The organism is Rummeliibacillus sp. SL167, from assembly GCF_007896505.1.
GTDB classification, from domain to species: domain Bacteria; phylum Bacillota; class Bacilli; order Bacillales_A; family Planococcaceae; genus Rummeliibacillus; species Rummeliibacillus suwonensis.
Genome location: NZ_VCBM01000001.1, coordinates 2527432 through 2551617, shown reverse-complemented (window position 1 = coordinate 2551617; position 24186 = coordinate 2527432). Strand labels below are relative to the sequence as shown.

The 24186-nt window shown below is 34.2% G+C and carries 20 protein-coding genes, 1 rRNA gene and 2 pseudogenes; 15 read left to right on the top strand and 8 right to left on the bottom strand.

Annotated features, from left to right (window positions below):
* From rrf to tsaD, 5 genes are all read left to right on the top strand, one after another.
* Nucleotides 1-93 (top strand): 5S ribosomal RNA (gene rrf / locus FEZ13_RS11475); the annotation flags it as partial.
* A 390-nt stretch (nt 94-483) separates the two neighbouring features.
* On the top strand, nt 484-930 hold the full coding sequence (tsaE, locus tag FEZ13_RS11470) for a tRNA (adenosine(37)-N6)-threonylcarbamoyltransferase complex ATPase subunit type 1 TsaE (RefSeq protein ID WP_146552703.1): 447 nt from the start codon (nt 484-486) through the stop codon (nt 928-930).
* Nucleotides 927-1631 (top strand): tRNA (adenosine(37)-N6)-threonylcarbamoyltransferase complex dimerization subunit type 1 TsaB, encoded by a 705-nt coding sequence (tsaB, locus tag FEZ13_RS11465; protein ID WP_146552702.1) that lies wholly within the window; start codon nt 927-929, stop codon nt 1629-1631. The genes tsaE and tsaB overlap by 4 nt, the downstream gene beginning before the upstream one ends.
* Nucleotides 1632-1639: 8 nt before the next feature.
* A complete protein-coding gene (rimI, locus tag FEZ13_RS11460) occupies nt 1640-2083 on the top strand; it encodes a ribosomal protein S18-alanine N-acetyltransferase (protein WP_146552701.1) in 444 nt (147 codons plus the stop codon).
* On the top strand, nt 2083-3105 hold the full coding sequence (tsaD, locus tag FEZ13_RS11455) for a tRNA (adenosine(37)-N6)-threonylcarbamoyltransferase complex transferase subunit TsaD (protein WP_146552700.1): 1023 nt from the start codon (nt 2083-2085) through the stop codon (nt 3103-3105). The genes rimI and tsaD overlap by 1 nt, the downstream gene beginning before the upstream one ends.
* An 887-nt stretch (nt 3106-3992) precedes the next feature.
* Here the strand turns inward: tsaD and FEZ13_RS11450 are convergent.
* Nucleotides 3993-5933, bottom strand: coding sequence for an ABC-F family ATP-binding cassette domain-containing protein (locus FEZ13_RS11450; protein ID WP_146552699.1), 1941 nt, complete (start codon nt 5931-5933; stop codon nt 3993-3995).
* 127 nt (nt 5934-6060) lie between these two features.
* Between FEZ13_RS11450 and FEZ13_RS11445 the strand changes: the two genes are divergently transcribed.
* From FEZ13_RS11445 to tatC, 3 genes are all read left to right on the top strand, one after another.
* Nucleotides 6061-6696, top strand: coding sequence for a redox-sensing transcriptional repressor Rex (locus FEZ13_RS11445; RefSeq protein ID WP_146550867.1), 636 nt, complete (start codon nt 6061-6063; stop codon nt 6694-6696).
* Nucleotides 6697-6787: 91 nt separating this feature from the next.
* A complete protein-coding gene (locus FEZ13_RS11440; RefSeq protein ID WP_146550866.1) occupies nt 6788-6982 on the top strand; it encodes a twin-arginine translocase TatA/TatE family subunit in 195 nt (64 codons plus the stop codon).
* Nucleotides 6983-6999: 17 nt separating this feature from the next.
* On the top strand, nt 7000-7782 hold the full coding sequence (gene tatC, locus FEZ13_RS11435; protein ID WP_146550865.1) for a twin-arginine translocase subunit TatC: 783 nt from the start codon (nt 7000-7002) through the stop codon (nt 7780-7782).
* A 54-nt stretch (nt 7783-7836) separates the two neighbouring features.
* Here the strand turns inward: tatC and FEZ13_RS11430 are convergent, their stop codons facing one another.
* Nucleotides 7837-8562, bottom strand: a complete 726-nt coding sequence (locus tag FEZ13_RS11430; RefSeq protein ID WP_243881355.1) for a CPBP family intramembrane glutamic endopeptidase — start codon at nt 8560-8562, stop codon at nt 7837-7839.
* 191 nt (nt 8563-8753) lie between these two features.
* Here FEZ13_RS11430 and groES point away from each other — a divergent pair, with 191 nt between their 5' ends.
* The gene (gene groES, locus FEZ13_RS11425; RefSeq protein WP_146552698.1) at nt 8754-9038 is read left to right on the top strand and encodes a co-chaperone GroES; all 285 of its coding nucleotides are present in this window, start codon (nt 8754-8756) and stop codon (nt 9036-9038) included.
* 63 nt (nt 9039-9101) lie between these two features.
* On the top strand, nt 9102-10730 hold the full coding sequence (groL, locus tag FEZ13_RS11420; RefSeq protein WP_146552697.1) for a chaperonin GroEL: 1629 nt from the start codon (nt 9102-9104) through the stop codon (nt 10728-10730).
* 146 nt (nt 10731-10876) lie between these two features.
* Here groL and FEZ13_RS11415 read toward each other — a convergent pair whose 3' ends face one another.
* The 6 genes from FEZ13_RS11415 to FEZ13_RS11390 form a co-directional block, all read right to left on the bottom strand.
* Nucleotides 10877-11035, bottom strand: a complete 159-nt coding sequence (locus FEZ13_RS11415; protein ID WP_255473120.1) for a tyrosine-type recombinase/integrase — start codon at nt 11033-11035, stop codon at nt 10877-10879.
* Between the two features lie 794 nt (nt 11036-11829).
* Entirely contained in the window at nt 11830-12558 is a 729-nt protein-coding gene (locus tag FEZ13_RS11410) for an HAD family hydrolase (protein WP_146552696.1), read from the bottom strand.
* 47 nt (nt 12559-12605) lie between these two features.
* Nucleotides 12606-13493, bottom strand: a complete 888-nt coding sequence (locus tag FEZ13_RS11405) for a DMT family transporter (protein WP_146552695.1) — start codon at nt 13491-13493, stop codon at nt 12606-12608.
* A complete protein-coding gene (locus FEZ13_RS11400) occupies nt 13481-13879 on the bottom strand; it encodes an NUDIX hydrolase (RefSeq protein ID WP_146552694.1) in 399 nt (132 codons plus the stop codon). Before FEZ13_RS11400 ends, FEZ13_RS11405 begins: the two co-directional genes overlap by 13 nt.
* A 13-nt stretch (nt 13880-13892) precedes the next feature.
* Nucleotides 13893-14588: a hypothetical protein gene (locus FEZ13_RS11395; RefSeq protein WP_146552693.1), complete on the bottom strand. Its 696-nt coding sequence runs from the start codon at nt 14586-14588 to the stop codon at nt 13893-13895.
* The gene (locus FEZ13_RS11390; protein WP_146552692.1) at nt 14585-15760 is read right to left on the bottom strand and encodes an aminotransferase class V-fold PLP-dependent enzyme; all 1176 of its coding nucleotides are present in this window, start codon (nt 15758-15760) and stop codon (nt 14585-14587) included. Before FEZ13_RS11390 ends, FEZ13_RS11395 begins: the two co-directional genes overlap by 4 nt.
* Nucleotides 15761-16248: 488 nt before the next feature.
* On the opposite strand from FEZ13_RS11390, the pseudogene FEZ13_RS11385 reads away from it, so the two are divergent.
* The 5 genes and pseudogenes from FEZ13_RS11385 to FEZ13_RS11365 all read left to right on the top strand — a co-directional run bounded on the left by FEZ13_RS11385 (nt 16249) and on the right by FEZ13_RS11365 (nt 23818).
* Nucleotides 16249-17371, top strand: a pseudogene (locus FEZ13_RS11385) (IS3 family transposase).
* Between the two features lie 786 nt (nt 17372-18157).
* Nucleotides 18158-18636 (top strand): annotated as a pseudogene (gene tnpA, locus FEZ13_RS11380) (IS200/IS605 family transposase).
* Between the two features lie 397 nt (nt 18637-19033).
* Nucleotides 19034-20107, top strand: a complete 1074-nt coding sequence (locus tag FEZ13_RS11375) for a hypothetical protein (protein WP_146552691.1) — start codon at nt 19034-19036, stop codon at nt 20105-20107.
* A gap of 14 nt (nt 20108-20121) precedes the next feature.
* Nucleotides 20122-22047 carry an McrB family protein gene (locus FEZ13_RS11370; RefSeq protein WP_146552690.1) on the top strand — a complete coding sequence of 642 codons (1926 nt, stop codon included), beginning with the start codon at nt 20122-20124 and terminating at the stop codon, nt 22045-22047.
* Nucleotides 22031-23818: a DUF2357 domain-containing protein gene (locus FEZ13_RS11365; protein WP_146552689.1), complete on the top strand. Its 1788-nt coding sequence runs from the start codon at nt 22031-22033 to the stop codon at nt 23816-23818. Before FEZ13_RS11370 ends, FEZ13_RS11365 begins: the two co-directional genes overlap by 17 nt.
* Nucleotides 23819-24186 lie beyond the last annotated feature (368 nt).

Below are 24186 nucleotides of genomic sequence, written 5' to 3'. Positions count from 1 at the left end.
ACACCTGTTCCCATGCCGAACACAGAAGTTAAGCTCTTGAGCGCCAATGGTAGTTGGGGGCTGTCCCCCTGCGAGAGTAGGACGTTGCTAGGCATATTGTAGAGCACAGTTGATTGTTCAACTGTGTTTTTTTAGATTCTTGGTCAAAATACAGGACTGTCTATTCTCATAGGATCTCATAGGAAAAACACTCTTTCTTCAAAGTAGATAAAGTTCCTCTGCAAAATTAAAATCTTGCTCTCGATTGAAACTGTTTGTTGAACAAAGCAGATAACCAAACATAAGTTCTAATGGAATATGACAGCTTATGAGAAGTTAGAAATTAGTTAAGCTACTTATTGAAGCAAGTATTTGTCTATAATTTGAACACAGCTAAAAGGCTGTGTTATTTTGTTGTTTAAAAGATTTCAGCTCGTTCACTTTGAACATTTTTGTTGGTTTCGGTAAACTATAATTAATGTGAAGTTGAGAGGACGAAGAAAAATGGAAATAACGGTTGCTTCTTTAGAGGAAACAAACCAATTAGCGTTAAAGTTGGCTAATTTACTAGAGGCCCAAGATACGATTACGTTAGAAGGAGATCTTGGTGCTGGAAAGACGACATTTACTCAGTATTTAGCAAAAGGTCTAGGCATTAAGCGTACAGTTAATAGCCCAACTTTCACAATTTTAAAGCAATATGAGGGACGCCTACCCCTCAATCATTTAGATGTCTATCGTTTAGCGGATAGTGATGAAGATCTTGGATGGGATGAAATCTTTTATGGTGATGCAGTTTCAGTTGTAGAGTGGGCACATCTTATCGAACAGGATCTTCCTGCTGAGCGCTTGGCGATTGAAATTCAGCGTATTGACGAAGATACAAGAAGATTCATATTGAAACCAATCGGAAAACGTTATAAACGATTGTGTGAGGAGCTAATGAAATGATTTGGTTAGGGATAGATACAGCAAATTCTCCTTTGGCAATTGCCATTATAAAGGATAGGAGGATACTTACAACTGAAGTAACAAATATTAAAGTCAATCATTCTGCAGGTGTGATGCCAGCCATCGAACATATTTTTAAAAAGGTGGATATATCTCCTAAAGAAATCGATGCTATTGCAATAAGTCAAGGACCTGGATCTTATACAGGTGTACGCATAGGGGTGACGATTGCCAAGACATTATCTTGGACGTTACAAAAGCCATTAGTAGGTGTCTCAAGTTTACAAGTGCTAGCCGCAAATGCTGGACTATACCAAGGTATTGTTTGCTCTTTAATCGATGCTAGACGTCAAAATGTATATGCTGGAGCATATGACACCTCTAATGGACTCGTTCCTATTATTGAAGATGGTCATTACAGTATGGCGGGATTGCTAGCAAAGTTGAAAGAATTAGGACGACCAGTGTTATTTGTTGGACATGATGTAGATAGTTTTTGGGGATTGATCCAACAAGAACTAGGAAAGAATGCGTTGAGAACACCGTATACTCTTGACCTTCCAAATGCCGCTCAGCTTATTTATCTTGCAGAACAACAAGAGCTACCACCTTTAGATGCTACGCATACTTTTGTTCCAAAATATTGTCGATTAGCAGAAGCTGAAGCAAATTGGTTAAGAGAACAGAAAGGTAAAAAATAGGTGAACTGATGATTACGTATCGACAAATGACTATTGCTGATGTAGAGGCAGTACATAGTATTGAGGAAGCTGTCTTTGCAACACCTTGGACGCTGGATGCTTTTTATCATGAAATGACAACTAATACACAAGCTACGTATATTGTTGCTGTGGACGGAACAGATGCAATTATTGGTTTTTGTGGTATGTGGATTGTGTTAGATGAAAGTCAAATTACGAATGTTGCTGTACTTCCTGCTGGTAGGGGAAAAGGTATTGGTGAAAGTTTGATGCGTGAAGCGATTCATATAGCAAAAGAACGAGGCGTTGTCGTGATGAGCCTAGAAGTTCGTATAACCAATAGTATTGCACAGAATTTATATCGAAAACTAGGGTTTCAAGAAGGCGGCATTCGTAAGAACTATTATACTGATAACCAAGAGGACGCTCTTGTCATGTGGGTGAATTTATAATGGAAAAAGATCTATATATATTAGGCATTGAAAGTAGTTGTGATGAGACAGCTGCTTCCATTGTAAAAAATGGACATGAGATCGTATCCAATGTGGTTGCATCTCAAATAGAAAGTCATAAACGTTTTGGGGGAGTTGTGCCAGAAATTGCTTCCCGCCATCACGTTGAACAAATAACAATCGTTATTGAAGAAGCATTACAACAAGCAAATATGAAACCAGAAGATTTAGATGCTGTTTGTGTTACAGAAGGTCCAGGACTTGTTGGTGCATTATTAATCGGAGTTAACGCCGCGAAGGCTTTTGCTTTTGCGAACGATCTACCATTAGTCGGTGTACATCATATCGCAGGTCATATTTATGCAAATGCACTAATTCAACCAATGGAATTTCCATTATTGGCTCTAGTTGTATCTGGTGGACACACAGAACTAGTTTTAATGGAGGCTGACGGTCATTTTAAGTTAATCGGAGAGACACGAGATGATGCAGCTGGTGAAGCTTATGATAAAGTTGCACGTGTGTTGAATATTCCGTATCCGGGTGGCCCTAAAATTGACCAATTGGCGCAAGAAAGCGATGCTGCGGTCGATTTCCCACGTGTTTGGTTGGAACATGATTCATATGATTTTAGTTTTAGCGGATTAAAATCAGCCGTTATTAACTATAAACATAATGCTGATCAACGCGGTGAAAAGATTAATCCAATGCATGTGGCCAAGGGATTTCAAGATAGCGTTGTAGAAGTATTGACAGCCAAGACATTGCGAGCTGCACGTGAATTTAAAGTTAAGCAGGTTATTGCCGCAGGTGGTGTTTCTGCCAATAGAGGTTTGCGTACATCATTAGAAAAAACCTTTAAAAAAGAAGGCATTCCTTTTTATGTACCACCATTAAAATTATGTACAGATAATGCGGCGATGATTGCAGCCGCAGGTTCATCCATGTTTAAAGCAGGCAAGCGTAGTGATATGGCATTAAATGGTCGTCCCGGAAAGGAACTAATTTCTTGGAACGATTAGATGATATACGGAAGGGGCTATCGTATTTTAGTCGATAGCCTCTTTTTTTACGTAATAATAAGAAAATTCGAAAATAATCCACATTTTGTGGATAAGCTGTGAATAAAATGTGTACTTACTATATATAGTAGTAAGTTTTACACAGTTTTATGTGCGTAACTCTGGTTAATTCTGTGGATAATGTGGAAAAGTCCTTTAATCCATTGAAATACAAAGATATAAAATGTGTATAAACCTGTGGAGAAAAAAGGGGAAATATTAATTATTGACCAATATATAGACAAGAAATTTTGTTATTCGACAAATTATCCTATATAAGCAGTAAACATACATGAGCGATTGCTCCCAATCTGTACATGAAAAGTCTCTCACTCAGAAAAAAGCATGAAGATAAGTGGGGGAGTAACTGCCTGTAAAAGTATGATCGGACAAACTTTAACTAGTACCTAGTGGAGGATTTTTTCCTCTTTCATTAGGTGCAATTTGAAATGGCAAAGACAATGACAAAGTTAAAGGACTGCTCAATAGTGTTTTTAACACTTTTAAGCAGTCCTATTTTAACAGGCGTGTTGATTAGGAAAAAAATAGGTGATAAATTGGACAAAATTCTAAAAAAACATGTATTTTTAGCTCCATTTATGTAGATTGTAGCGAAGGCTTGCTCGACTCCCACGGGAAAAGCGAACAGTTGAGACCCCGCAGCGAAGCGATTGAAGGAACGGAATCTAAGAACGCCACGTCCTGTGGCAACGATTCCGTGACCAACATCCTGTTGCCCCCAGCGTTCGCCCGTAGGAAAGCGAGCAAGCCGTAGCGGAAACCAGTGAATACCCTTATATTTTGTGGAGAAAATTGGATAATCAACACGCTTGCTATTTTAAGAAACATTATTCAAATTCCTCAAGTTGTTCATTTAATTCTAGCCATTCTAATTCGACTTCTTCATGCTGTTCTTTTAACGTATCTAATTCTGTTTGGAGAACCATTACCCTTTCGTGGTCTTGGAAAATCTTCGGATCACATAACTGTTCTTCTATTTTTTTTATTTGGCAGTCAAACTCATTTAATGAGTCTTCAATTTCTTCAATACGTCGGCGTAATTTCCGTTCTTTTTTCTTAGCCTCTTTATCAATTTGTGTATTCTTTTGTTTTTTCACGATAGCTTCTTGAACAGGAGATAACGTGGCCAACTTCTCAGCTTCGATTTCCTCTAGCTCTTTTTTCTTTTCGATATAGTAATCATAATTACCAAGATATTCGGTCGTGCCGATATTTGATAATTCAATGACCTTCGTAGCAATACGATTGATAAAATAACGGTCATGTGATACAAAAAGTAATGTGCCAGGATAGTGAATGAGAGCATTTTCTAAAACTTCTTTGCTATCCAAGTCTAAATGGTTGGTCGGTTCATCAAGGATGAGCAGATTCGATTTTTGAAGCATCAATTTGGCTAATGATAGGCGGGCTTTTTCGCCACCAGATAAATCGTGTACAATTTTACTGACATCTTCGCCTGAGAATAGAAAACGACCAAGGACTGTGCGAATATCTTTTTCACTCATTAATGGCCATTCATCCCAAAGTTCTTTTAAAACCGTTTTATTACTGGTTAACTTGGTGAGCTCTTGGTCGTAATAACCAATTTGTACATTTGTTCCATAGTGTATATTGCCAGCAAATGCTTGTTTATCCTTGATGAGTGTTTTAAGTAATGTAGATTTGCCAACTCCATTTGGTCCAACAAGAGCAATACGATCCTGACGATAGACACGCATTTGAATATTCTTCGATATGATTTTATCTTCATAACCAATGGATAAATGATCAATGGAGAGGACATCATTGCCGCTTTGACGTTCAATACCAAAAGTGAAAGTAGCTGATTTCTCATCGCCTTCAGGTGCATCCATCCACTCTGTTTTCTCAAGGACTTTACGACGACTCTGCGCCATTTTGGTTGTAGATGCACGAGCAATATTTTTTTGAATAAAAGACTCTAATTTTGCTTTTTCATCTTGTTGTTTTTCATAGATCTTACGGTCACGTTCATAGTTCTTTGCCTTTTGATTTAAGTAATCACTGTAGTTCCCTGTAAATTTTGTGATATGATGACGAGAAACTTCATAAACAATCGACACTACTTGATCCAAAAAATAACGGTCATGTGATACGATAAGTATAGCTCCATCATAATTTTTTAAAAAGTTTTCTAACCAACTAAGCGTTTCAATATCTAAATGGTTAGTAGGTTCGTCAAGAATTAATAATTCAGGTTTACTTAATAGTAATTTAGCAAGCGCTAGGCGGGTTCTTTGACCACCTGATAGAGACGAAATTTTTTGATCATAGCTCTCAGGATAAAATTGCATGCCATGTAGTATAGATCTTGTATCGGCTTCGTACTGATAACCGCCTTGTTCTTTAAAATTATGTTGAAGTTGGTCGTATTCGGCTGTTATTTTTTGATAAGCTTCTGTATTTTCATATATTGCAGGATCAGCCATTTTTTGTTCTAATTCTCGGAGCTGTTGTTCTTGTTTTTTCAATGGCTCGAAAATTGTCATCATTTCTTCCCAAATAGTAAGGGGAGATTCTAGTCCTGTATGTTGATCTAAGTAACCTAGACGAATGTCTTTGGGCATAATAATATCACCGGAATCATACGAAAGTTGTCCGGCGATTATTTTTAATAGTGTTGATTTGCCAGCACCATTGCGACCAACAAGTGCAACACGATCTCGGTGTTGAACTTCAAGTTTAACGCCACTTAAAATTTCATCGGCAATATATGATTTATATAATTGATTGACCTGTAAAACAATCATATTAGACACCTCAGTTCAATCCTAGTTTATAGGAATATACATATGTGTGCAATGGGAATAGCTTTACAGATAACCAATCGTCATGTACTATTGAAAGGATTTCGAATTGATTGTAGGAGGAAATATTGTGAAAGCTACTAACAAAATTCCACAAGCTACTACAAAAAGACTTCCTCTTTACTATCGCTTCATCGTAAACTTTGCTGAGGCAGGACAAGAAAGAATATCTTCTAAAGAACTAAGTGAAGCTATGAAAATCGATTCAGCAACTATTCGACGTGATTTTTCATATTTTGGTGCTCTCGGTAAAAAAGGATATGGTTATGATGTTCAATATTTACTAAATGTTTTTAGACATATATTAGACCAAGATGAACAAATGAATGTAGCGATAATAGGAGTAGGGAACCTCGGTAGTGCTTTACTAAAATATAATTTTCAAAAGAGCCATAATATGAAGATTGTTGTGGCATTTGATACAAGCGGGACTATAGAAGGTAAATATATTAATGATATACCGATTTATCCGCCAGATCTATTAGAGGAGAAATTTGCGGAATATAATGCAGAGCTACCAATCTTGACTGTGCCTGCACGCTCAGCGCAATTCATGACAGATCGACTTGCAGCTATGGGCGTAAAAGGTATATTAAATTTTACACCTGTCAGATTAAATGTACCGGATCATGTCCGGGTCCATACCATTGACCTAACCATCGAATTGCAAACTTTAAGTTATTTCATGCGTAATGATAAAGAATGACGTAAAATATTCACAAATAAGCTTTTAATCGAAATAGCCAAAAATATTTTTATGCGTTAAAATAAAAACATATTATGAGGAGGTGTCTGCAATGGGAATTGGTGCTGGGAGCGCTATTATTATTGGAATAGTTGCCCTACTAATTTTCGGACCGAAGAAACTACCAGAACTAGGAAAAGCAATGGGTTCTACTCTCCGCGAATTTAAAAATGCTACAAAAGGTTTAGCAGATGACGATGATACACCGAAAAAGGTATCTGAATCTACAAAATCTGAAGATAAATAAGTTAGGATGTTAGTTACATGAATAATACTGAACTAACTGTTGTCGAACATATAGAAGAGTTAAGAAAGCGGCTATATATTGTTGCCGTTTTCTTTATAATTGCTGTTATTGGTAGTTTCTTTTTGGCAGAACCATTAATTCATTTCTTACAATTTAGCAATGAAGCCAAAACACTACAACTCCATGCCTTCAAAATAACAGATCCAGTGAAAATCTATTTTCAAGTGATATTTATACTAGCAACGATTATGACTTCACCTGTTATTCTTTATCAATTGTGGGCTTTTATCAGTCCAGGATTATATGTGAGGGAACGAAGAGCGACATTAAGATATATTCCATACATTGTACTGTTATTTATCGGAGGTATATTATTTTCATACGAGATTCTGTTTCCATATATCATTAATTTTATGGCAAAGATGTCTACTCAATTAGATGTACAGCAAACAATAGGCATTAATGAGTATTTCCAATTTTTAATACAGATTACTTTACCTTTTGGGATTGTATTTGAATTACCTATGGTTGTATTGTTTTTAACACGATTAGGCATTATAACACCACAAATGTTAAAAAAAGTACGTAAATATGCATACTTTATCTTATTGGTCGTAGCGGATCTGATTACACCAACAGATGTAGTGTCATTATTTATTGTAGCGATCCCTCTATGTATTTTGTATGAGATTAGCATCATTATTTCTCGTATTGGATATCGAAAATATTTAAAAGCTGAACAACAACGTCAAATGGAACTTGTCGTAAGTTCCGTAGAAGAAAATCCTTCTATCAAATGAGATAGAAGGACTTTTTTATTTTGTGAAGAATATAATATTATCTGCTCTCTTCCATCATTGAAGTTGTTGCAGCTGCTTTAAAAATTCTTCAATCGGTTTTTGGTAGAATTGAACAACTGTGACAAATCCATTTAACATCATATGAGCGATGATCGATGTGATGATTCGTTTTGTTTTATAGTAGAGAAATGCGAATATAAAACCTGAGATCGCATATATTATGATGTGCGAAAAGTCTAGATGAATAAGCGCAAAAACGATCGAACTAACTAAAGCCGCAACCCAAAAATTAGTAGTTTGTACAAGTGAACCGAATATCACACGTCGAAACACAAATTCTTCCAAAATCGGTCCGAAAAATGCAATAGCAATGACCGCTATTGGCGCAACATTCGCTATTGATAGGAGGTCAGCTGTATTTTCGGAGCCTTGTTTAATACCTAAGGCATTTTCAATCATGGCACCAATTGATTGACCAACAAATACCATAAAGAAACCAATGATTCCCCACAAAATGGATACAGGAATAGAAGATTTGCTGCCCTTATAAATTTTCCAAAAGTTTGGATCACGGGAGACCAATATAAGCGAAAGAATAAGCGCAATGCCCATGCTGATGAAAATATACCATCCTTGAGATGTTAAAATAAGCTCATTTTTGCTCAACTCTGGATGTTGCTCTTGGATAAAGCGGAATAACGGACGCAACAATAGAAAAGAAGACAGTTGCATCACAATGTAAATCAATAAAATATACAATGCTGTTTTTTTGGATTTCAAAATCAGAACCCTCTCTAATACTTAATTTTCTTCATTGTAAATTATAAAAGAATAAAAACAAAATTTTTTATGCTTCTTACTTGCAAAAAGAAATAGAATTCATTAATATAATAATTGTGTTAGCACTCAATAAGAAAGAGTGCTAATAAAATAAAACTATACTCATTCATAATTCTAGGAGGTTGTTTCAATTGTTAAAACCATTAGGTGATCGTATCATTATCGAAGTTGTCGAAGCTGAAGAAAAAACTGCATCCGGTATCGTATTACCAGACTCTGCAAAAGAGAAACCTCAAGAAGGTAAAGTTGTTGCAGTTGGTACTGGGTTCTTGACTGATGGTGGAAATGTAGTTCCACTTAATGTAAAAGAAGGAGACAACATCATCTTCTCTAAATACGCAGGCACAGAAGTGAAATATGAAGGAAAAGACTTCTTGATCCTTCGCGAATCAGACGTTTTAGCAATCGTTGAATAATAAATCAAAAGCTTACATGAAAAGTTTATGAAAAGATAGAAAAATATTAGGAGGTTTTTTAAAATGGCAAAAGATATTCGTTTTAGTGAAGACGCTCGTAGCGCTATGTTAAAAGGTGTAGACAAACTAGCTAACGCAGTAAAAGTAACATTAGGACCTAAAGGACGCAACGTCGTTCTTGAAAAGAAATTCGGTTCTCCATTAATCACAAACGATGGTGTAACAATCGCTAAAGAAATCGAACTAGAAGATCCATACGAAAACATGGGTGCAAAACTTGTTTCAGAAGTTGCATCTAAAACAAACGAAATTGCTGGTGACGGTACTACTACTGCAACAGTTTTAGCTCAAGCAATGATTCGTGAAGGCTTGAAAAACGTTACAGCTGGTGCTAATCCTGTTGGTATTCGTAAAGGTATTGACAAAGCAGTTGGTGTAGCGATCAATGAATTAAAATCAATCTCAAAACCAGTAGAAAACAAAGAATCAATCGCACAAGTAGCAGCTATTTCTTCAGCTGATGAAGAAGTCGGCGAATTAATCGCAGAAGCTATGGAACGTGTTGGTAACGATGGCGTTATCACAATTGAAGAGTCTAAAGGATTCAACACAGAATTAGATGTAGTAGAAGGTATGCAATTTGACCGTGGCTACCTATCTCATTATATGGTAACTGATACAGATAAAATGGAAGCTGTTTTAGACAATCCATACATCTTAATCACAGATAAAAAAATCTCTAACATTCAAGAAATCCTTCCAGTACTTGAACAAGTTGTTCAACAAAGCAAACCATTATTAATCATTGCTGAAGATGTAGAAGGCGAAGCATTAACAACATTAATCTTAAACAAACTTCGTGGTACATTTAATGTTGTAGCTGTTAAAGCTCCAGGTTTTGGTGACCGTCGTAAAGCAATGCTAGAAGATATCGCCATTTTAACTGGTGGTAAACTGATCACTGAAGAAATTGGGTTAGATTTAAAACAAGCAAATATCGATATGCTTGGTCATGCAGGTAAAGTCGTTGTAACAAAAGATCATACAACAGTTGTTGAAGGTTCAGGCAGAAAAGATGATATCGATGCTCGTGTTGCTCAAATCCGTGCTCAATACGAAGAATCTACTTCTGAATTCGATAAAGAAAAATTACAAGAACGTCTTGCTAAGCTTGCAGGCGGCGTAGCTGTTATCAAAGTTGGTGCTGCAACTGAAACAGAATTAAAAGAACGCAAACTACGTATTGAAGATGCTCTTAACTCTACTCGTGCAGCAGTAGAAGAAGGTATTGTTGCTGGTGGTGGTACTGCACTAGTAAGTGTATACAACAAAGTATCAGAAGTTGGCGAAGCTGAAACTGGCGATGTCAAAACGGGTGTGAAAATCGTATTACGTGCACTTGAAGAACCAGTTCGTCAAATCGCAGACAATGCAGGTCTTGAAGGTTCAATCATCGTTGATCGCTTAAAACGTGAAGAAGTTGGTACAGGCTTCAACGCAGCAAACGGTGAATGGGTAAACATGATCGATGCAGGTATCGTTGACCCAACAAAAGTTACTCGTTCAGCTCTACAAAATGCAGCATCTGTAGCAGCTCTATTCTTAACAACAGAAGCAGTTGTTGCTGATATTCCAGAACCAACTCCTGCTGCAATGCCTCAAGATATCGGCGGCATGGGCGGTATGATGTAATAAATCGTTCAAACCCTTGATATTATTTTGGGTTTGTATGTAAGGTGAAAGTGATTTGCTAACATTTTGCTAACATAGAGGATTTTAATCGAGGCTTCTCATTAGTTGTGAAAACTTTTGGGAAGCTTCTTTTTTCATTTCTTTTGTTACGTGGAGATAGTGATTTGATCATCGGAATGACCTAATCTATCCATAATTTGTTCCAGTGCAACGCCAGCTTCCGCAAGAAGTGAAGTATGAGTATGTCGTAGAGAATGTGGGGTTAATTCCGTATTCAAATTAGCTAATCTCAGCAGTCGCGCCATTCTAAGTTGGACCATTTTTGAGAATTATCGGATATCTAGGTTGTCGATCTGTTTTTGCAAAGATAAATTGCTGATCATACTAAGCAACGCCTAATTGTTTCTTAATTTTTTTACTTTTCTTTGTAATCTTTTAAAGCCTCTAGCACAATCGTATCGATAACAACCTTTTTTCTAGATTTTTTTGTTTTTGGTGTTACCAATAGAAACTGAACGGTATTATTATTAGGATTATAATATGTTTTGGTAATGCAGATTGTTTGATTCACAAAACCAACATCTTTCTACTTGAGTGCTACGAGTTCTCAAGCTCTAATTCCTGTGTAGGGGAGTACAAGGAACATTAAGTAGTCGAATTCTAACCCTTGTTCCTCAGCAATATTTAGAAAAGTGCAAGTTCTTCCTTTTCTAAATACTTAGGAATTTCTTCCTCTTCCAATTGTTCGATTGTTTTTTTATCCTTTTTTAGATAGGCAAATTCAGTAACTTGGTTGTGAGGAAACTGGGGAGAAATGGGTTTGTTCAAATTTAGGAATGGGATCGAGCGTCACAGGGACGATGGTCAGTGGGGTGGTAGGCATAGAAAGCACCGATAGATTGATCATACTAGGGATGCTGGAAATTTTGTATGCGTGGTTTAAATACGAGCTTACAGTGAACTATTCACCATTAATTTACTAACGAAACCATTTAAGAATTTTGGCGATCAAGCAGCCTTAGTGAATTTTGATATAAAAAAACTGACTATTCCTCAGGAATAGTCAGTTTTTTAAATACATGTTTAACAATGAATTTTTTTACGGTTTTTTTAATAGGCTATCTATTTTTTCTTTAAATGTTATAATACTTTCCGTTATGAATAGCGGTTTATGCTCACTTGGTGGAATGCTTCCCTTCGGATTAATCCATACAGCAGACATTCCTGCATTGATTGAGCCCAATACATCATTATTCCACGAATCACCTATATATAGTGTTTGTTCTGATTCGAGTCCATAATATAACAGTGGTACACGAAAGGCTTCTTGTTGAGGCTTTTCAAACCCAAGCTCTTCTGAAATGAATATTTCCTCATTAGTAAACACTTTATATAAATTCAACTTTTCTAATTTAGACCGTTGTTCATTAGTCTTTCCATTTGTTATAATGCCAATCTGATATCTTTTCTTTAGTTCTAGCAAATACTCATTAATCTCTTCATTTGGTTCCAAAAGGTGAATAAGATTGTTAAAAAAGTCATGAAAGTAGATATTCGCCTCTTCTATATTAATTTTCTGATTGAAGTGTTTCAGTGCATGAATAAGTCGCTGCTGCCTAACTTCGTCCAAAGTCATTTGACCTTGATAGTGCAATTCCCAAAAATAATGGTCGTAGTACTTATAATGGTTGAAAAACTCATCAAATGGTAATTGCTTCGTTAAGTTAGACCTATAAAAAGTATCCCTAGTTGCTTGTGTCCAATACTTTTCAAATGAAAACAAGGTATTATCCAGGTCAAACAGTATCAATTTTATATCTTCTAACATGTATTTACCTCTCTCTTATATGGCTAGCCTTTTTGTTCAAGAGACAATTATGAGACAGTTCGAGATTGCTCAAACGTGAGCCACAAAATAGAAATGACCATAATTGCTAATCCTGAAATTCGAACAAAATTTGGGAACGGCCCCCAAATAAACCAAGTTAATAGCATTGCGACTGGTAACTCAGTGGTAGTTAATGTGGCCATCGTAACAGAACTAACATTTTTAGCAGCATAAGATAGAAGTTCAAATGATGCAATCTGCCCTAAAATTGCTGTAATGAAACCAAATTTCAATGCTTCACCTGTAAAGAGGTTCAGTTCTTCAAAATATCCAAAACAGAAAACTAAAGCAATAGTTGTAGCTATAAGGAAGATGAACACCTTGATAAATGGATGGTCCGTTATTTTTTGCAAACTAAATAAATTGGTTGCAAAAGATATACCTGCTCCAAATCCAAAAAGTAATCCAGGTAATGTTATATGGTTTAATGTACCGCCAATTAACAAAAGTGTTCCCATCCATAATAATATAATAGCCAATATCTGTTTACTCTTCACTTGTTCTTTGTTAATCAAAACTCCCATCAAAAATAATAGCCAAGGATATTGAAACAAGCCTAATGATGCTATACTAGGATCGGTTACTTGGATAGAAGAATAGTAGAGCAATCCCGTTAATACCGTTGTAACCCCTGCTATCCAATTGTAAGGGTTCTTGACTAATGCCATATATGAGATTTTAGTATTTATCCCTTTATTTACAATTAAGAACCTCCCAATGAAATAAATAATTGCAAATCCAAACTGATAGATAAGTAAATCCATTGTTTTCAATCCAGTGTTGTTTGCTACTTTAACAACATTGGAGTTTATTCCAAACACAGTTCCTGCAATAAGCGCAGCCCATGCTCCTATTGTTGAGTTTAATCTGGACATATTTGCATCTCCTTACGAAGAGCAGGTAATGTATACTTTGTAATCCCAGTTCCTAAATATGGCGACTCAGGTGTCTCGATAGGAATCCATTTATATGTCCCTATCTCATTGTCTGGTTTTGGTTCACCTTTTATTTGTATGATATATACGGTTAAAAACATTAATTCTTTTTCTAGCATAGATGATGTTTCATAATTTCCAAGCAAAGTAGCCGATACAATATCTAACTGAAGTTCTTCTTGAAGTTCTCTAGCTAATGCCTCTAGTTCTGTTTCCCCGGCTTCTAACTTTCCCCCAGGTAACATGAAAAAGTCGGGAGACTTTTTCTTACTAACTACTAATAACTGTTCATCCTTAACGATTGCTGCACCAATTTTTCGAATCATGATTTAACTATTCCTATCCTAAAACAGATTGTTTATATTTAAAAGTTTCGACAACATTCACTGTATTTGTCATAAGAGAGACATGTTTGCGGCAAATCGGCAACTTATCTTTCATATATTCTTCTACCATTTGATCGGTAGGCTCACTGAATGCATCACCAAACACAGACACACCCTCTAGAGATTTTGAAGACAAACCGAATGTCATTAATGCATATTTGACATCATCTTGATTACCAAAATTATAAATAGGGCATTCATATGTGATTCCATACTCTGCTTCAAAGTCTCTTAAAATTTCAATAGACACATTTTTTTGCTCTGCTAAATCCTTCTGATAACCTACGCATCCATCTACAATACGTGTAATTCCATTTTGTAAACAATATACAGTGGCGGCTGCGTGTATGGCTAATTTATCTCCTAATAATACCAAGTTAACTCCCCAGCGCTTAAAATCTTCTTCTATTTTTGAAATGGCAATACTTCTAAATAATCCGTAAGTAGGTAATATTGTACGATCGACAATTTGTTCTGGAAAGCGATTCTTTAATTCCTCTAATCGAATTTCAGATAATTCGCTTTTAATTCCAATACCACTATTACATGTTAATAAATGAACTTCCTTCCCTTGTATTGCCTCTAGACATGCTACTAATGATGAATCACGACCACCAGTGAATAATACAGCTACTTTTTCTTTGCTCATTGAACTCTCTCCTTTAAATTTAATTGTTTTAATTGATGAAGTAGTGCCTCTATATGATCAGTAGTATGAAAGAAACTAACCGATATACGAATAGCATTTAGTTCTTTAATTTCTCTAACAAAAATATTATGTACCTCTAAATCTTTTGTTAGATTTTTACAATTTATAGATTCTGGTAAGAGAATTGTTATTATACTAGAATTATCCATTACAACAGGTTGGAATGCCGTTTCTTTAATAATTCTATCCCTTAATATACGTGTGTTTTCTTGAATCATTAGAAAGATATTGTCTAAACCGATTTCTTCGCAAATCCATGTTAGACCTGCTATAAACCCATGAATGGAGGGACGAAACCTTGTACCAATCTCAAATCGTTTGCTTCCTTCAGAGGGAAAATAGTAGATAGTCCCATCATGTTTGTTGAAAGAAGCATTGCCAGCAAATGTTTGATTGACGATATCCAACAAAGATTCTTTTATATACAACACGCCAATTCCTTCTGGTCCATAAAGCCACTTATGTGCTGGAAAAGAATAAAAATCAACGTCAAGATCCTTTATATTTACTGGGATAGAACCCACTGCCTGGGCTCCATCCACTAAGACAAATATACCTTGTTCATGTGCACGTTTGCAGATAATTTCAATAGGAATTATATTTCCTGTTGCCCAAAATACATGAGAGATAACAATAACTCTCGTTCGGTGTGCAACTAAGGAAAAGAACGCATCAATATCAAATACATAATTTTTCATTTTATAGAATCGTACACTAACTCCTTTCTGTCTACTTAAGGTAGATAAACCAGCTAAGGAACCAAGATGCTCACTCGTGGTAGTAAGGATTTCATCTCCTGGGTTCAGATGTAACCCCCATAAGATTATATTTATCCCATCAGTAGTATTGTTTGTTATAGCTAATTCTGACGGTTTTGCATGGATAATTGATGATAATCTATTACGTAGCATATTTAGGTATAATTGAAATCTTTTTCTTTGCCCTTGATTTACCCGACCTGTTTCAACCTCATACTGTAATTCTTTTACAATTGCATCACGAACACATACTGGTATAGGACTAGCGCCACCAGTGTTGAAATACGATTGAGTTGCAATTGTTGGAAGGTCTTTCAAGATGGTGTCGATGATGCTCACCTCCATTTGAATCATTATCTTGAGTAATTGTTAAAATAAAAGCAAATATTATATTAGCATCACCAAGAAAATGTTCAGTTTTTGATGCAAAACACACATCTATAATTTCATAATTTTTGTAAAAATTCAACAAGTTTTATTAAATTAATAAAAATTCATAAAATTTGTTATATAATTTTCAATATATGCTCTAGACGATTTTCACGTACTCCTAGTACATAAACAAATAAAAAACGATAGTTAGAAAATATAATATCCAAAAATATTTCTAAACTAGCTATACAGGAAATGTGTAAAGACAGAATGGGTATTAAATTACCTTGAGCACGCTCGTTCGTATAATAGATTACCTTATTAATTGTTTTATATTTTCTTATAATCACACAATTTTAGTTCCATAATAATCACTAAATGTTTATACTAAGTTATGCATGTAGTATAGATGTATGGACACACTCTAGTTAAATTAATACGATAGAACAAACGAGAGGACGTGTCCAAATATGAAACAAAAACGATATAACCACGAATTTAAACAAACAGTAGTTGAACTTTATCGCTCTAGTCAAGCGGTTAATAATTTAGCGAATGCGGTGTTTCGGAAGTCACTATTTATAAATGGATTAAACTTTATTCTCCAATTGAAGGAAAAGAAGATTTAACGGCAGCTGAAGTTTCTGAAATTCAAAAGGAAAATCTTCGATTAAAACAGGAGGCCGAAATCCTAAAAAAGGCTATGACCATATTCGCTTGAAAATAGACGACCAAGTTCTGATTGACCACATAAAAGCTGAAAGCGAACATCAGCCAGTACAATTGATGTGTCGTGTTTTAAAGATGCCTAAAAGTACGTATGACCAATCTTTTCATAAGAAACCAAATAGCTATCATGTCAAAAACAAAGAACTATTGAAGCGTATTCGTTGGATCCATCAAGAAAGTGATGGGTGTTATGGCGCACCTAAAATCTTCGAAGTCCTAAAAAAGAGCGCTATCAAGGGAGTATAAATCGTATCCAACGAATGATGAAAAAGGCAGGTATTCGTTCTAACATCGTAAAAAAGTATCGACCAACACAACAACCAGTAGAAGCACGTGAAAATTCTTATGCAAGACTTTTCAACCACTACACTTAACGAAAAATGGGTAGCTGATATCACCTATATCAACACCCTTCGTGATGGTTGGTGTTATTTAGCATCGGTACTCGATCTTCACACAAAGAAAATGATTGGCTATCAATTCGCATGTAAAATGACCGTTGACATGGTATTAGAAGCAATGGAAAACGCTGTACAAGCGCAAAATCCTGGACCTGGAGTGATTGTACACACCGATTTAGGCACGCAATATACAAGTGAAGCCTTTCAAGAACAATTAAAAAAATATGAAGTGATCCCTTCATATAGTCGTAAAGGATGTCCCTATGATAATGCTTGTATTGAATCTTTTCACGCAACATTAAAATAAGAAGAGGTTTACAGAAATCGCTATCTAAACTTTGAAAATGCAAGAATAGCCTTATTTCAATATATCGAAGGTTGGTATAATGGCAAACGAGCTCATAGTGGAATTGGTTACCTCACGCCAGATGAATTCGAAAAGATATGCCGACTTTCAGCGTAAGAACGAAGGTAATCGATGAACCCCCATATTTTTGGGGCGCAACTCCCTTGAATGATTCGCTTCACATCCTAAGTAGGCGGTCAAAGGCTCTTTTCACTTTGATGGGCTACTTGGGATGTGGAACACTCCAAAATGGAGGTTGTGCAGAACAAAAAATAAACTTTTGTGTGTCCAGAAACTTGACGTAGATCCACATTACATTGAGAATGCTGGTAAGAATTTTACAAAACTTATTGGAAGATTTCGAAAGTAAATGTGAAAGAGAAAAAGATTTCAACTGTAGTGGACTCTTCTTCTTTGTTCTTCAACAATCGGGCGCGCGCGACAAGTTCTGATATAAGCGTTGTATAACATGAAATACAGGAAAGTTTGCACGGCAAATTTTTAACTTTATAACGGAGGATAGGAATGAAGAAACCCATGTTTTCTGAAACTATCGCGTCAATACTCCTGCATGTGTTATGACTGACAGGTTATAGGGTGTGAAGCACAGGTGGATTTGGCAGAACGAAGGCTGCAGCCATTCTTTTTGTAGAATTGAAAACACCTTGCTATGTGGGGGCTAAAAAGCTTCTAGCTATGGACAATAAAAAAACCCCGGTCGTACAAAGTAGGCCACTGAAAAAGTCATTTTAGCTCCAAAAGCATAATAAAAATCAACTTTTTTAGCTTATAAAATGAAAGAAAAGGTAGATTTTTATCAATGAAAATGGCAATCCTATAGTTTTTCAGTGCCCTCCTGAGGAGTAAGGTCAGCCAACCGACTCTGTACGAAAGGGAATCCCAATGGATGATAATAAAAGTTTAGCACATACAACATGGAATTGTAAGTATCACATTGTTTTTACACCGAAATATAGAAGACAAATTGTATACGGAAAAATAAAAGCAGATGTAGGAAAAATACTACGCCAATTATGCGAAAGAAAAGGTGTTGAAATAATAGAAGCAGAGGCTTGTCCGGATCCTATTCATATGTTAGTAAGTATTTCACCAAAATGAAGTGTTTCATCCTTATGGGCTATTTAAAAGGGAAAAGTAGTTTGATGATTTTCGACCGACATGCAAATTTGAAATATAAGTATGGAAATCGGAAATTTTGGTGTCGAGGATTCTATGTGGATACAGTAGGACGGAATAGGAAAGTGATTCAAGAGTATATAAAAAATCAATTGCAGGAAGATATTTTGGAGGATCAAATGACGATGAAAGAATTCATTGATCTTTTCACAGGCGAGGAAATAAAACCAAAAAAGAGAAAATAACTAGAATCACTTTAGTGGTAGTGTGAGAACGGAGTGCGGTTGGAGGACTATTCAGTATGTTTTTAGACATGGGCTAGTAACCCAGCGTTTCACGCGCAGAGCAAACCACCAGTTATACTGGTGGTTCTGATTATCATTGTTCATGGTTAACTGTCCTCCTGATTTTTTTGTTTCGGTAGTTCATCCAACGGCAGGGAGTAACGTAACCATTAGAGGAGAAAAATAAATAGGTAATATATAGGTTTACTTGAGGACGATTGTAGCCACTAAATTCCTCACACAAGTCAAAGCAAATTAAATGTGTTTTTTATTGATAAAGTTAAACAATAATGCCTAATTAATTGATAAAATGGTAATGTATGTATCTTTAGAAAATTTAATTGAGGGAAGAGTGTACATGGATAAAGAATCACTTGCATTACTAATATCAGCTTTAACTGAAATGGAAATAGTAGAATTATATAAAATCAAAAAAATTAATAACTTTGGATTTCGAGCGAATACTATAAATGATGTTCGGAAAAATAGGAAGGTATTAGAAGGCAATCTGCTTAAACCTATAAATATGAAGCGTGTCCAAGGGTATTTTGTTTTAAAAGCAGCAAATTTAGAAATTAATATTGAAGGGTTAGAGTTGAATGAACTTAAAGAATTATGTGAGAGTAAAGGGTATACCAAGGTTTTAATTACACTATATGTTAAAGGTAATAAAGAAGATTTTAGAAAAATAGTTTTGCATTACTTGGAAAAGCCACATGAAGAACCTTTAAATAGTAAAAATAAAACTGATGTTGAAGAAAGTGTTTTAGAAAATAAGTTTAATAAAACAATAAAAAAATTAGAAACAAAATTAAAGAATATAACTGAAGAATCTCAAAAAAAAGAAAATAACTATAAATTAGAACTAGAAAATGCAAATAAATTAATAATAGACTTAAGAAAAGAAAATATGCGTCTTAAACAAGGGTCAAAACAAATTTGTAAAGAAAACAATCAGTATAAAAATGAAAATGTAAACTTAAGAAATTTAAATGATACGATACAGAAACAGAATGAAAATTATAGTAGTAAATTAAAGAAAATAGAAAAAGAAGTAATCCTATTAAGAGAGAAAATTATTTTATTAGATGATAAAAAGCAAATTTCGAATAATAATAATTTCTTAGATATAAAAGATGTGAATACGATAATAACCTATAAAATTGCAGTTTTGGGAGAGTTTAATGAATTAATTAGTGATATGAACGGAATTCATTTTGAATTCATTGTAGGTAAAGAGATTAAGAGATTTACTATTGATGGTAAATCACCTAACTACAATGAGATATGGATTATTCATTATGACTTAACACAAAAAGAGAAACAAATTGTTCAAATGAAGAACTTTAAAAGTAATTTAGAAGTGAAAATTAGAGATATTTATAGCCTAAAGGAACTAAATCAAGCAATTATTAATCTTAAGAAAAATTGATAGGGTGATTAGATATGGCGAACAGATGGACAATTGATTTTGCAGGAGTATTAGCAACAAGTGATGAAGTATTAAGGAAAAATGTTTTTGTAAATAAACATGGAGCATTACAATTTTATTTAAAGATTATATCTGTGCCTCCAGAAAATTTTCCGTATAACGAGGTAAAAACAGTTACGTGTTATGCAGAAGAGATAGATTATCCTGATGTAGAATTCGAAGATAATGAAGTACGAGAACAAAAATTTATTGATTTTCTCGAGAAATATATATTCATTTTCAATATTGATGTACGTACAGGCGTAGGTTCATCTGGAGGAATAGAAAATTATTATATTGCAAGAAACGTAAGTTATGTAAAGAAAAACGATGAATTTAAACGTGATGAAGAATTAAATATAATTCCGATTTTTACAGGTGATGCGGAACAAACGGATAAGAATATTTTTGAAAGTAAATTATTAAACAATCGATTTGTTGGTAATAATAAGAACATTTCAACAGAAGATGATGATACACCAAGTCTGATTTGTTGGAAAGAACCAGATACTGGAGAATTAACTTTATACGGGATTATGGATTCTCATGATCATGCACATGGTGGTTTCCGTTTTAGATTCAATGATTCTAATCTTTATAAGCAAAAACTAAATGAAGAAAATTTCTATAATTACTATGAAATTCGAAATGTGCTATATATTCCGTACACTGAGTTTAGAAAATTCGAAAAAGAATTAATAGATAAAGGTTCACCAATGATTAAAGAAGTAATTCAAGAAAATACTACTCATTCTTCTAATGAAAATACATTGGTTACAGATAAAGAATCGCAATTTATGGGGATTTTTGATCAAAAATGTAAATCCCAAGATTTATATTATGTAAAAAAAGATCTATATAACTTCCATACTGCAATGAAAACAGGCAATCTTGTAATATTAGCAGGAATGAGTGGAACAGGTAAATCTAAACTTGTTCAATGTTATGCAGATGCTTTAGATTTAAAAAAAGAACAGTTACTATTTATCCCAGTAAGACCTTATTGGCAAGATGATGCAGATGTTATCGGTTATTTAGATTTATTAAATAATGTTTATCGTCCTGGAGATTCGGGATTAGTAAATATCTTAATTCATGCTTATACTAATCCTGATCAAATGCATATTGTATGTTTTGATGAAATGAATATTGCACGAGTAGAACATTATTTCTCACAGTTTTTATCGGTACTTGAAATGGATGAAAATAAAAGAGTCTTACGTTTATACAACGATGAATTACAACATCGTATTTATAATAACAATGTGTATGAGCCTACAATTAAGATTGGTAATAACGTGTTATTTGTAGGAACTGTAAATCTTGATGAATCTACTTATCAATTCTCTGATAAAGTATTAGACCGTGCAAATGTAATTAACTTGAATATGATTCCTTATAATGAAAAATTATCCTCTACTTCTGATACATTAAATGCTTTAGATACTAAGTTAAATAAAATAGAAAAGATAGAGTTTTCTACAACAACGTACAATTCCTTTAGAAATAAAGATGCTAAAGTAGGATTGTTACAAGAAGAATCACAATGCTTATGGGAAATTCACTTAGAATTACAAAAGGCGAACCGAAATCTAGGTGTTGGTTGGCGTATTGCTAAACAAATAAGCAACTATCTCAATAATCTTCCGTTAAATAGCGAATTATCTAGAGAAGAAGCATTTGATTTACAATTAGTACAACGTGTCTTAACGAAAATACGTGGTTCAGAGGAACAATTTAGAGAGTTATTGGGTGTTTATGATACTGAAAATAAAGATGTGAGTGATAGTAGTTTAATTAATAGTTTAGACAAACTTCCAAATGATTATAAGATGGATAAAACTCGTCAGTTAATACTTGATAAATCAAGGGAGTTAAAATTACATGGTTATACCATTTAAAATCGAATTTAAACAAATTAATACTTATCTTGTTGATAAGTTTGTAAGAACAGAAGCCGAACTGTTTAAACTAACTGACGATGAAATTCCTGTTGTTAAGGAAAATATTAATTTAGAATTAATTTTTTCATCTACAAACCCAGATGATAAACTCTCGTTTGACTTGCTTGACATTGTTCAAAAAGATGATCGATTCGATGAACTAACATATATTCAACCATCTAGTGATCCTATTACGATTTATGATAGTAATGCTACTTATACAGGTGCTTTAATTCCGGGCTATTATAAGATTACGGTGATAAGTAATAATGAAAGTTATTATTCATGGTTAAAAGTAAAACCAAAGCAAGTTACGGAAGAACAATGGATTGTAATGCGTGAAGAAGTAGAGTCGGAGTTAACAGGACTTGCTAGAGACATTTTATTTAAACGAACTGGAACACAATTAAGAGAAGATTCTGTATTACCTTTGAGTTTACTTAATAAAATTCAATTGATTAACTCGCATTTTAACAAGTGGAAATTGGCAATAAATCAAATTATATCTAATCCTCGATATAGTATAAAAAGGAAATACAATAAAATAAATAAATCAGAACCTAGTATAATTGATCAAGTGGCATTTAAAAAGATGACTATTGATGCGCAAGCTGCAAGTATGGGGAAAATATATTCGGTAAAAAACGAATGTTCAAATGATACATTAGAAAATCGATGGTTGAAATTTTATATTACCAATATAATAAAAAGTATACGTTCATTATTGAAAGAACTAGATAATTACGTAGTACAAGTAGAAACGGCAATAAATAATAAAAGGAATTTTTACGGAAGTAAAAAAAAGGATTTAAACTATCATAAGTTAATGACAGCGAAAGAAGATTTGCAATCATATCGCTATAGACTGACTTCTATATTACAAGATTGTTATCAATTTCTAAGTTTGGATTGGGTACAAGATTTAGAAGAGAGCAGACCATTACAATATTCGATGGTAGTACAAGCAGATATGAATTATAGACGTATTTTTAAGTTTTATAAAGACTTAATGATAGATAACTTCGAAATTAATTTGAATCCTGAATATACTTACTATTGGAAACGTACGGACTTATTATATGAAATATGGGGCTTTATTCAATTTATAAAAGCACTTACATCTGAAGAAATTGGTTATCAAATAAAAAAAGGATGGATTTACAATCAATCTTTATCGAAATCGAATGAACATAAATTTGAAGTTCCTTTTTTGAAGCAAGGAGAAACTATTGAGTTGATTAAAGAAGATACAGAACTTCATCTTGTTTATGATCAAGCGATAGATGATGATGTATCTAAACTTTTATATACTGATGCAGGTAATAAACGCCCAGATTTGCGTTTGGATTTCTTTAAAGAAGGGGAATATATTAATTCAATTATTATTGATTTTAAATACCGTCCTTTAAAATATATTTGGGTCTTAGGTGGTCGTAATGAGGTTATGGATCAACTTACAGCATATCGGGATAATTTTTATTCTCAAAAAATTTACTCGCAGTCATTCCCAGGTATTTGGCGGTCATTTAGAGCAATTCAAGAAGTTTGGGCTGTTTATCCACATAACGAAAATAATGTGAGAATACCGCAACCGCGTAATATGCGTTTAGTTGAATTAACTCCAGATATGGATAAAGTACCATTTGTGACCAAGCTAAAAGAATCTATTGAAGCAGTCCAGCTTGCTTGGAGAACGTTAAGTGATGGTAAAAAGCAGACAGCTAGATAGATTAATATGTTATTTTAAGATCCAGCTTCTTTATAAAGATTGTAAGTTGTTTATGAAGAAGTTAAACAATTCGACGAGAATACATTACCTTTGGTAATGTGTACTCATTGACATTAAAATATTCCTTCTGTCTCAAGAATTTGATGATTCAAGGACAGGGGTTAAGAATAAACCATTTACATGAACCCACCAGCATAAATGTGTTGCCACATACAGTCGACACATGTTGTGTGTATGAACAAACAATGGTAACAAATACTTGGTGATTGCTAACATTTTGCTAACGCACCTCAATAAAAAATATAAATTTCCGTTAAAGATGTTACAATCCTATTTTTACCAAATGTTGATATTTCGCGATTTTGAAA

What these genes read in the sequence shown, in the direction of transcription:
- tsaE (WP_146552703.1), top strand. Translation starts at nt 484, where the DNA reads ATGGAAATAACGGTTGCTTCTTTAGAGGAAACAAACCAATTAGCGTTA.
- tsaB (WP_146552702.1), top strand. Translation starts at nt 927, where the DNA reads ATGATTTGGTTAGGGATAGATACAGCAAATTCTCCTTTGGCAATTGCC.
- rimI (WP_146552701.1), top strand. Translation starts at nt 1,640, where the DNA reads ATGATTACGTATCGACAAATGACTATTGCTGATGTAGAGGCAGTACAT.
- tsaD (WP_146552700.1), top strand. Translation starts at nt 2,083, where the DNA reads ATGGAAAAAGATCTATATATATTAGGCATTGAAAGTAGTTGTGATGAG.
- FEZ13_RS11450 (WP_146552699.1), bottom strand. Translation starts at nt 5,933, where the DNA reads ATGATTGTTTTACAGGTCAATCAATTATATAAATCATATATTGCCGAT.
- FEZ13_RS11440 (WP_146550866.1), top strand. Translation starts at nt 6,788, where the DNA reads ATGGGAATTGGTGCTGGGAGCGCTATTATTATTGGAATAGTTGCCCTA.
- tatC (WP_146550865.1), top strand. Translation starts at nt 7,000, where the DNA reads ATGAATAATACTGAACTAACTGTTGTCGAACATATAGAAGAGTTAAGA.
- groL (WP_146552697.1), top strand. Translation starts at nt 9,102, where the DNA reads ATGGCAAAAGATATTCGTTTTAGTGAAGACGCTCGTAGCGCTATGTTA.
- FEZ13_RS11415 (WP_255473120.1), bottom strand. Translation starts at nt 11,035, where the DNA reads ATGGCGCGACTGCTGAGATTAGCTAATTTGAATACGGAATTAACCCCA.
- FEZ13_RS11410 (WP_146552696.1), bottom strand. Translation starts at nt 12,558, where the DNA reads ATGTTAGAAGATATAAAATTGATACTGTTTGACCTGGATAATACCTTG.
- FEZ13_RS11405 (WP_146552695.1), bottom strand. Translation starts at nt 13,493, where the DNA reads ATGTCCAGATTAAACTCAACAATAGGAGCATGGGCTGCGCTTATTGCA.
- FEZ13_RS11400 (WP_146552694.1), bottom strand. Translation starts at nt 13,879, where the DNA reads ATGATTCGAAAAATTGGTGCAGCAATCGTTAAGGATGAACAGTTATTA.
- FEZ13_RS11395 (WP_146552693.1), bottom strand. Translation starts at nt 14,588, where the DNA reads ATGAGCAAAGAAAAAGTAGCTGTATTATTCACTGGTGGTCGTGATTCA.
- FEZ13_RS11390 (WP_146552692.1), bottom strand. Translation starts at nt 15,760, where the DNA reads ATGATTCAAATGGAGGTGAGCATCATCGACACCATCTTGAAAGACCTT.
- FEZ13_RS11375 (WP_146552691.1), top strand. Translation starts at nt 19,034, where the DNA reads ATGGATAAAGAATCACTTGCATTACTAATATCAGCTTTAACTGAAATG.
- FEZ13_RS11370 (WP_146552690.1), top strand. Translation starts at nt 20,122, where the DNA reads ATGGCGAACAGATGGACAATTGATTTTGCAGGAGTATTAGCAACAAGT.
- FEZ13_RS11365 (WP_146552689.1), top strand. Translation starts at nt 22,031, where the DNA reads ATGGTTATACCATTTAAAATCGAATTTAAACAAATTAATACTTATCTT.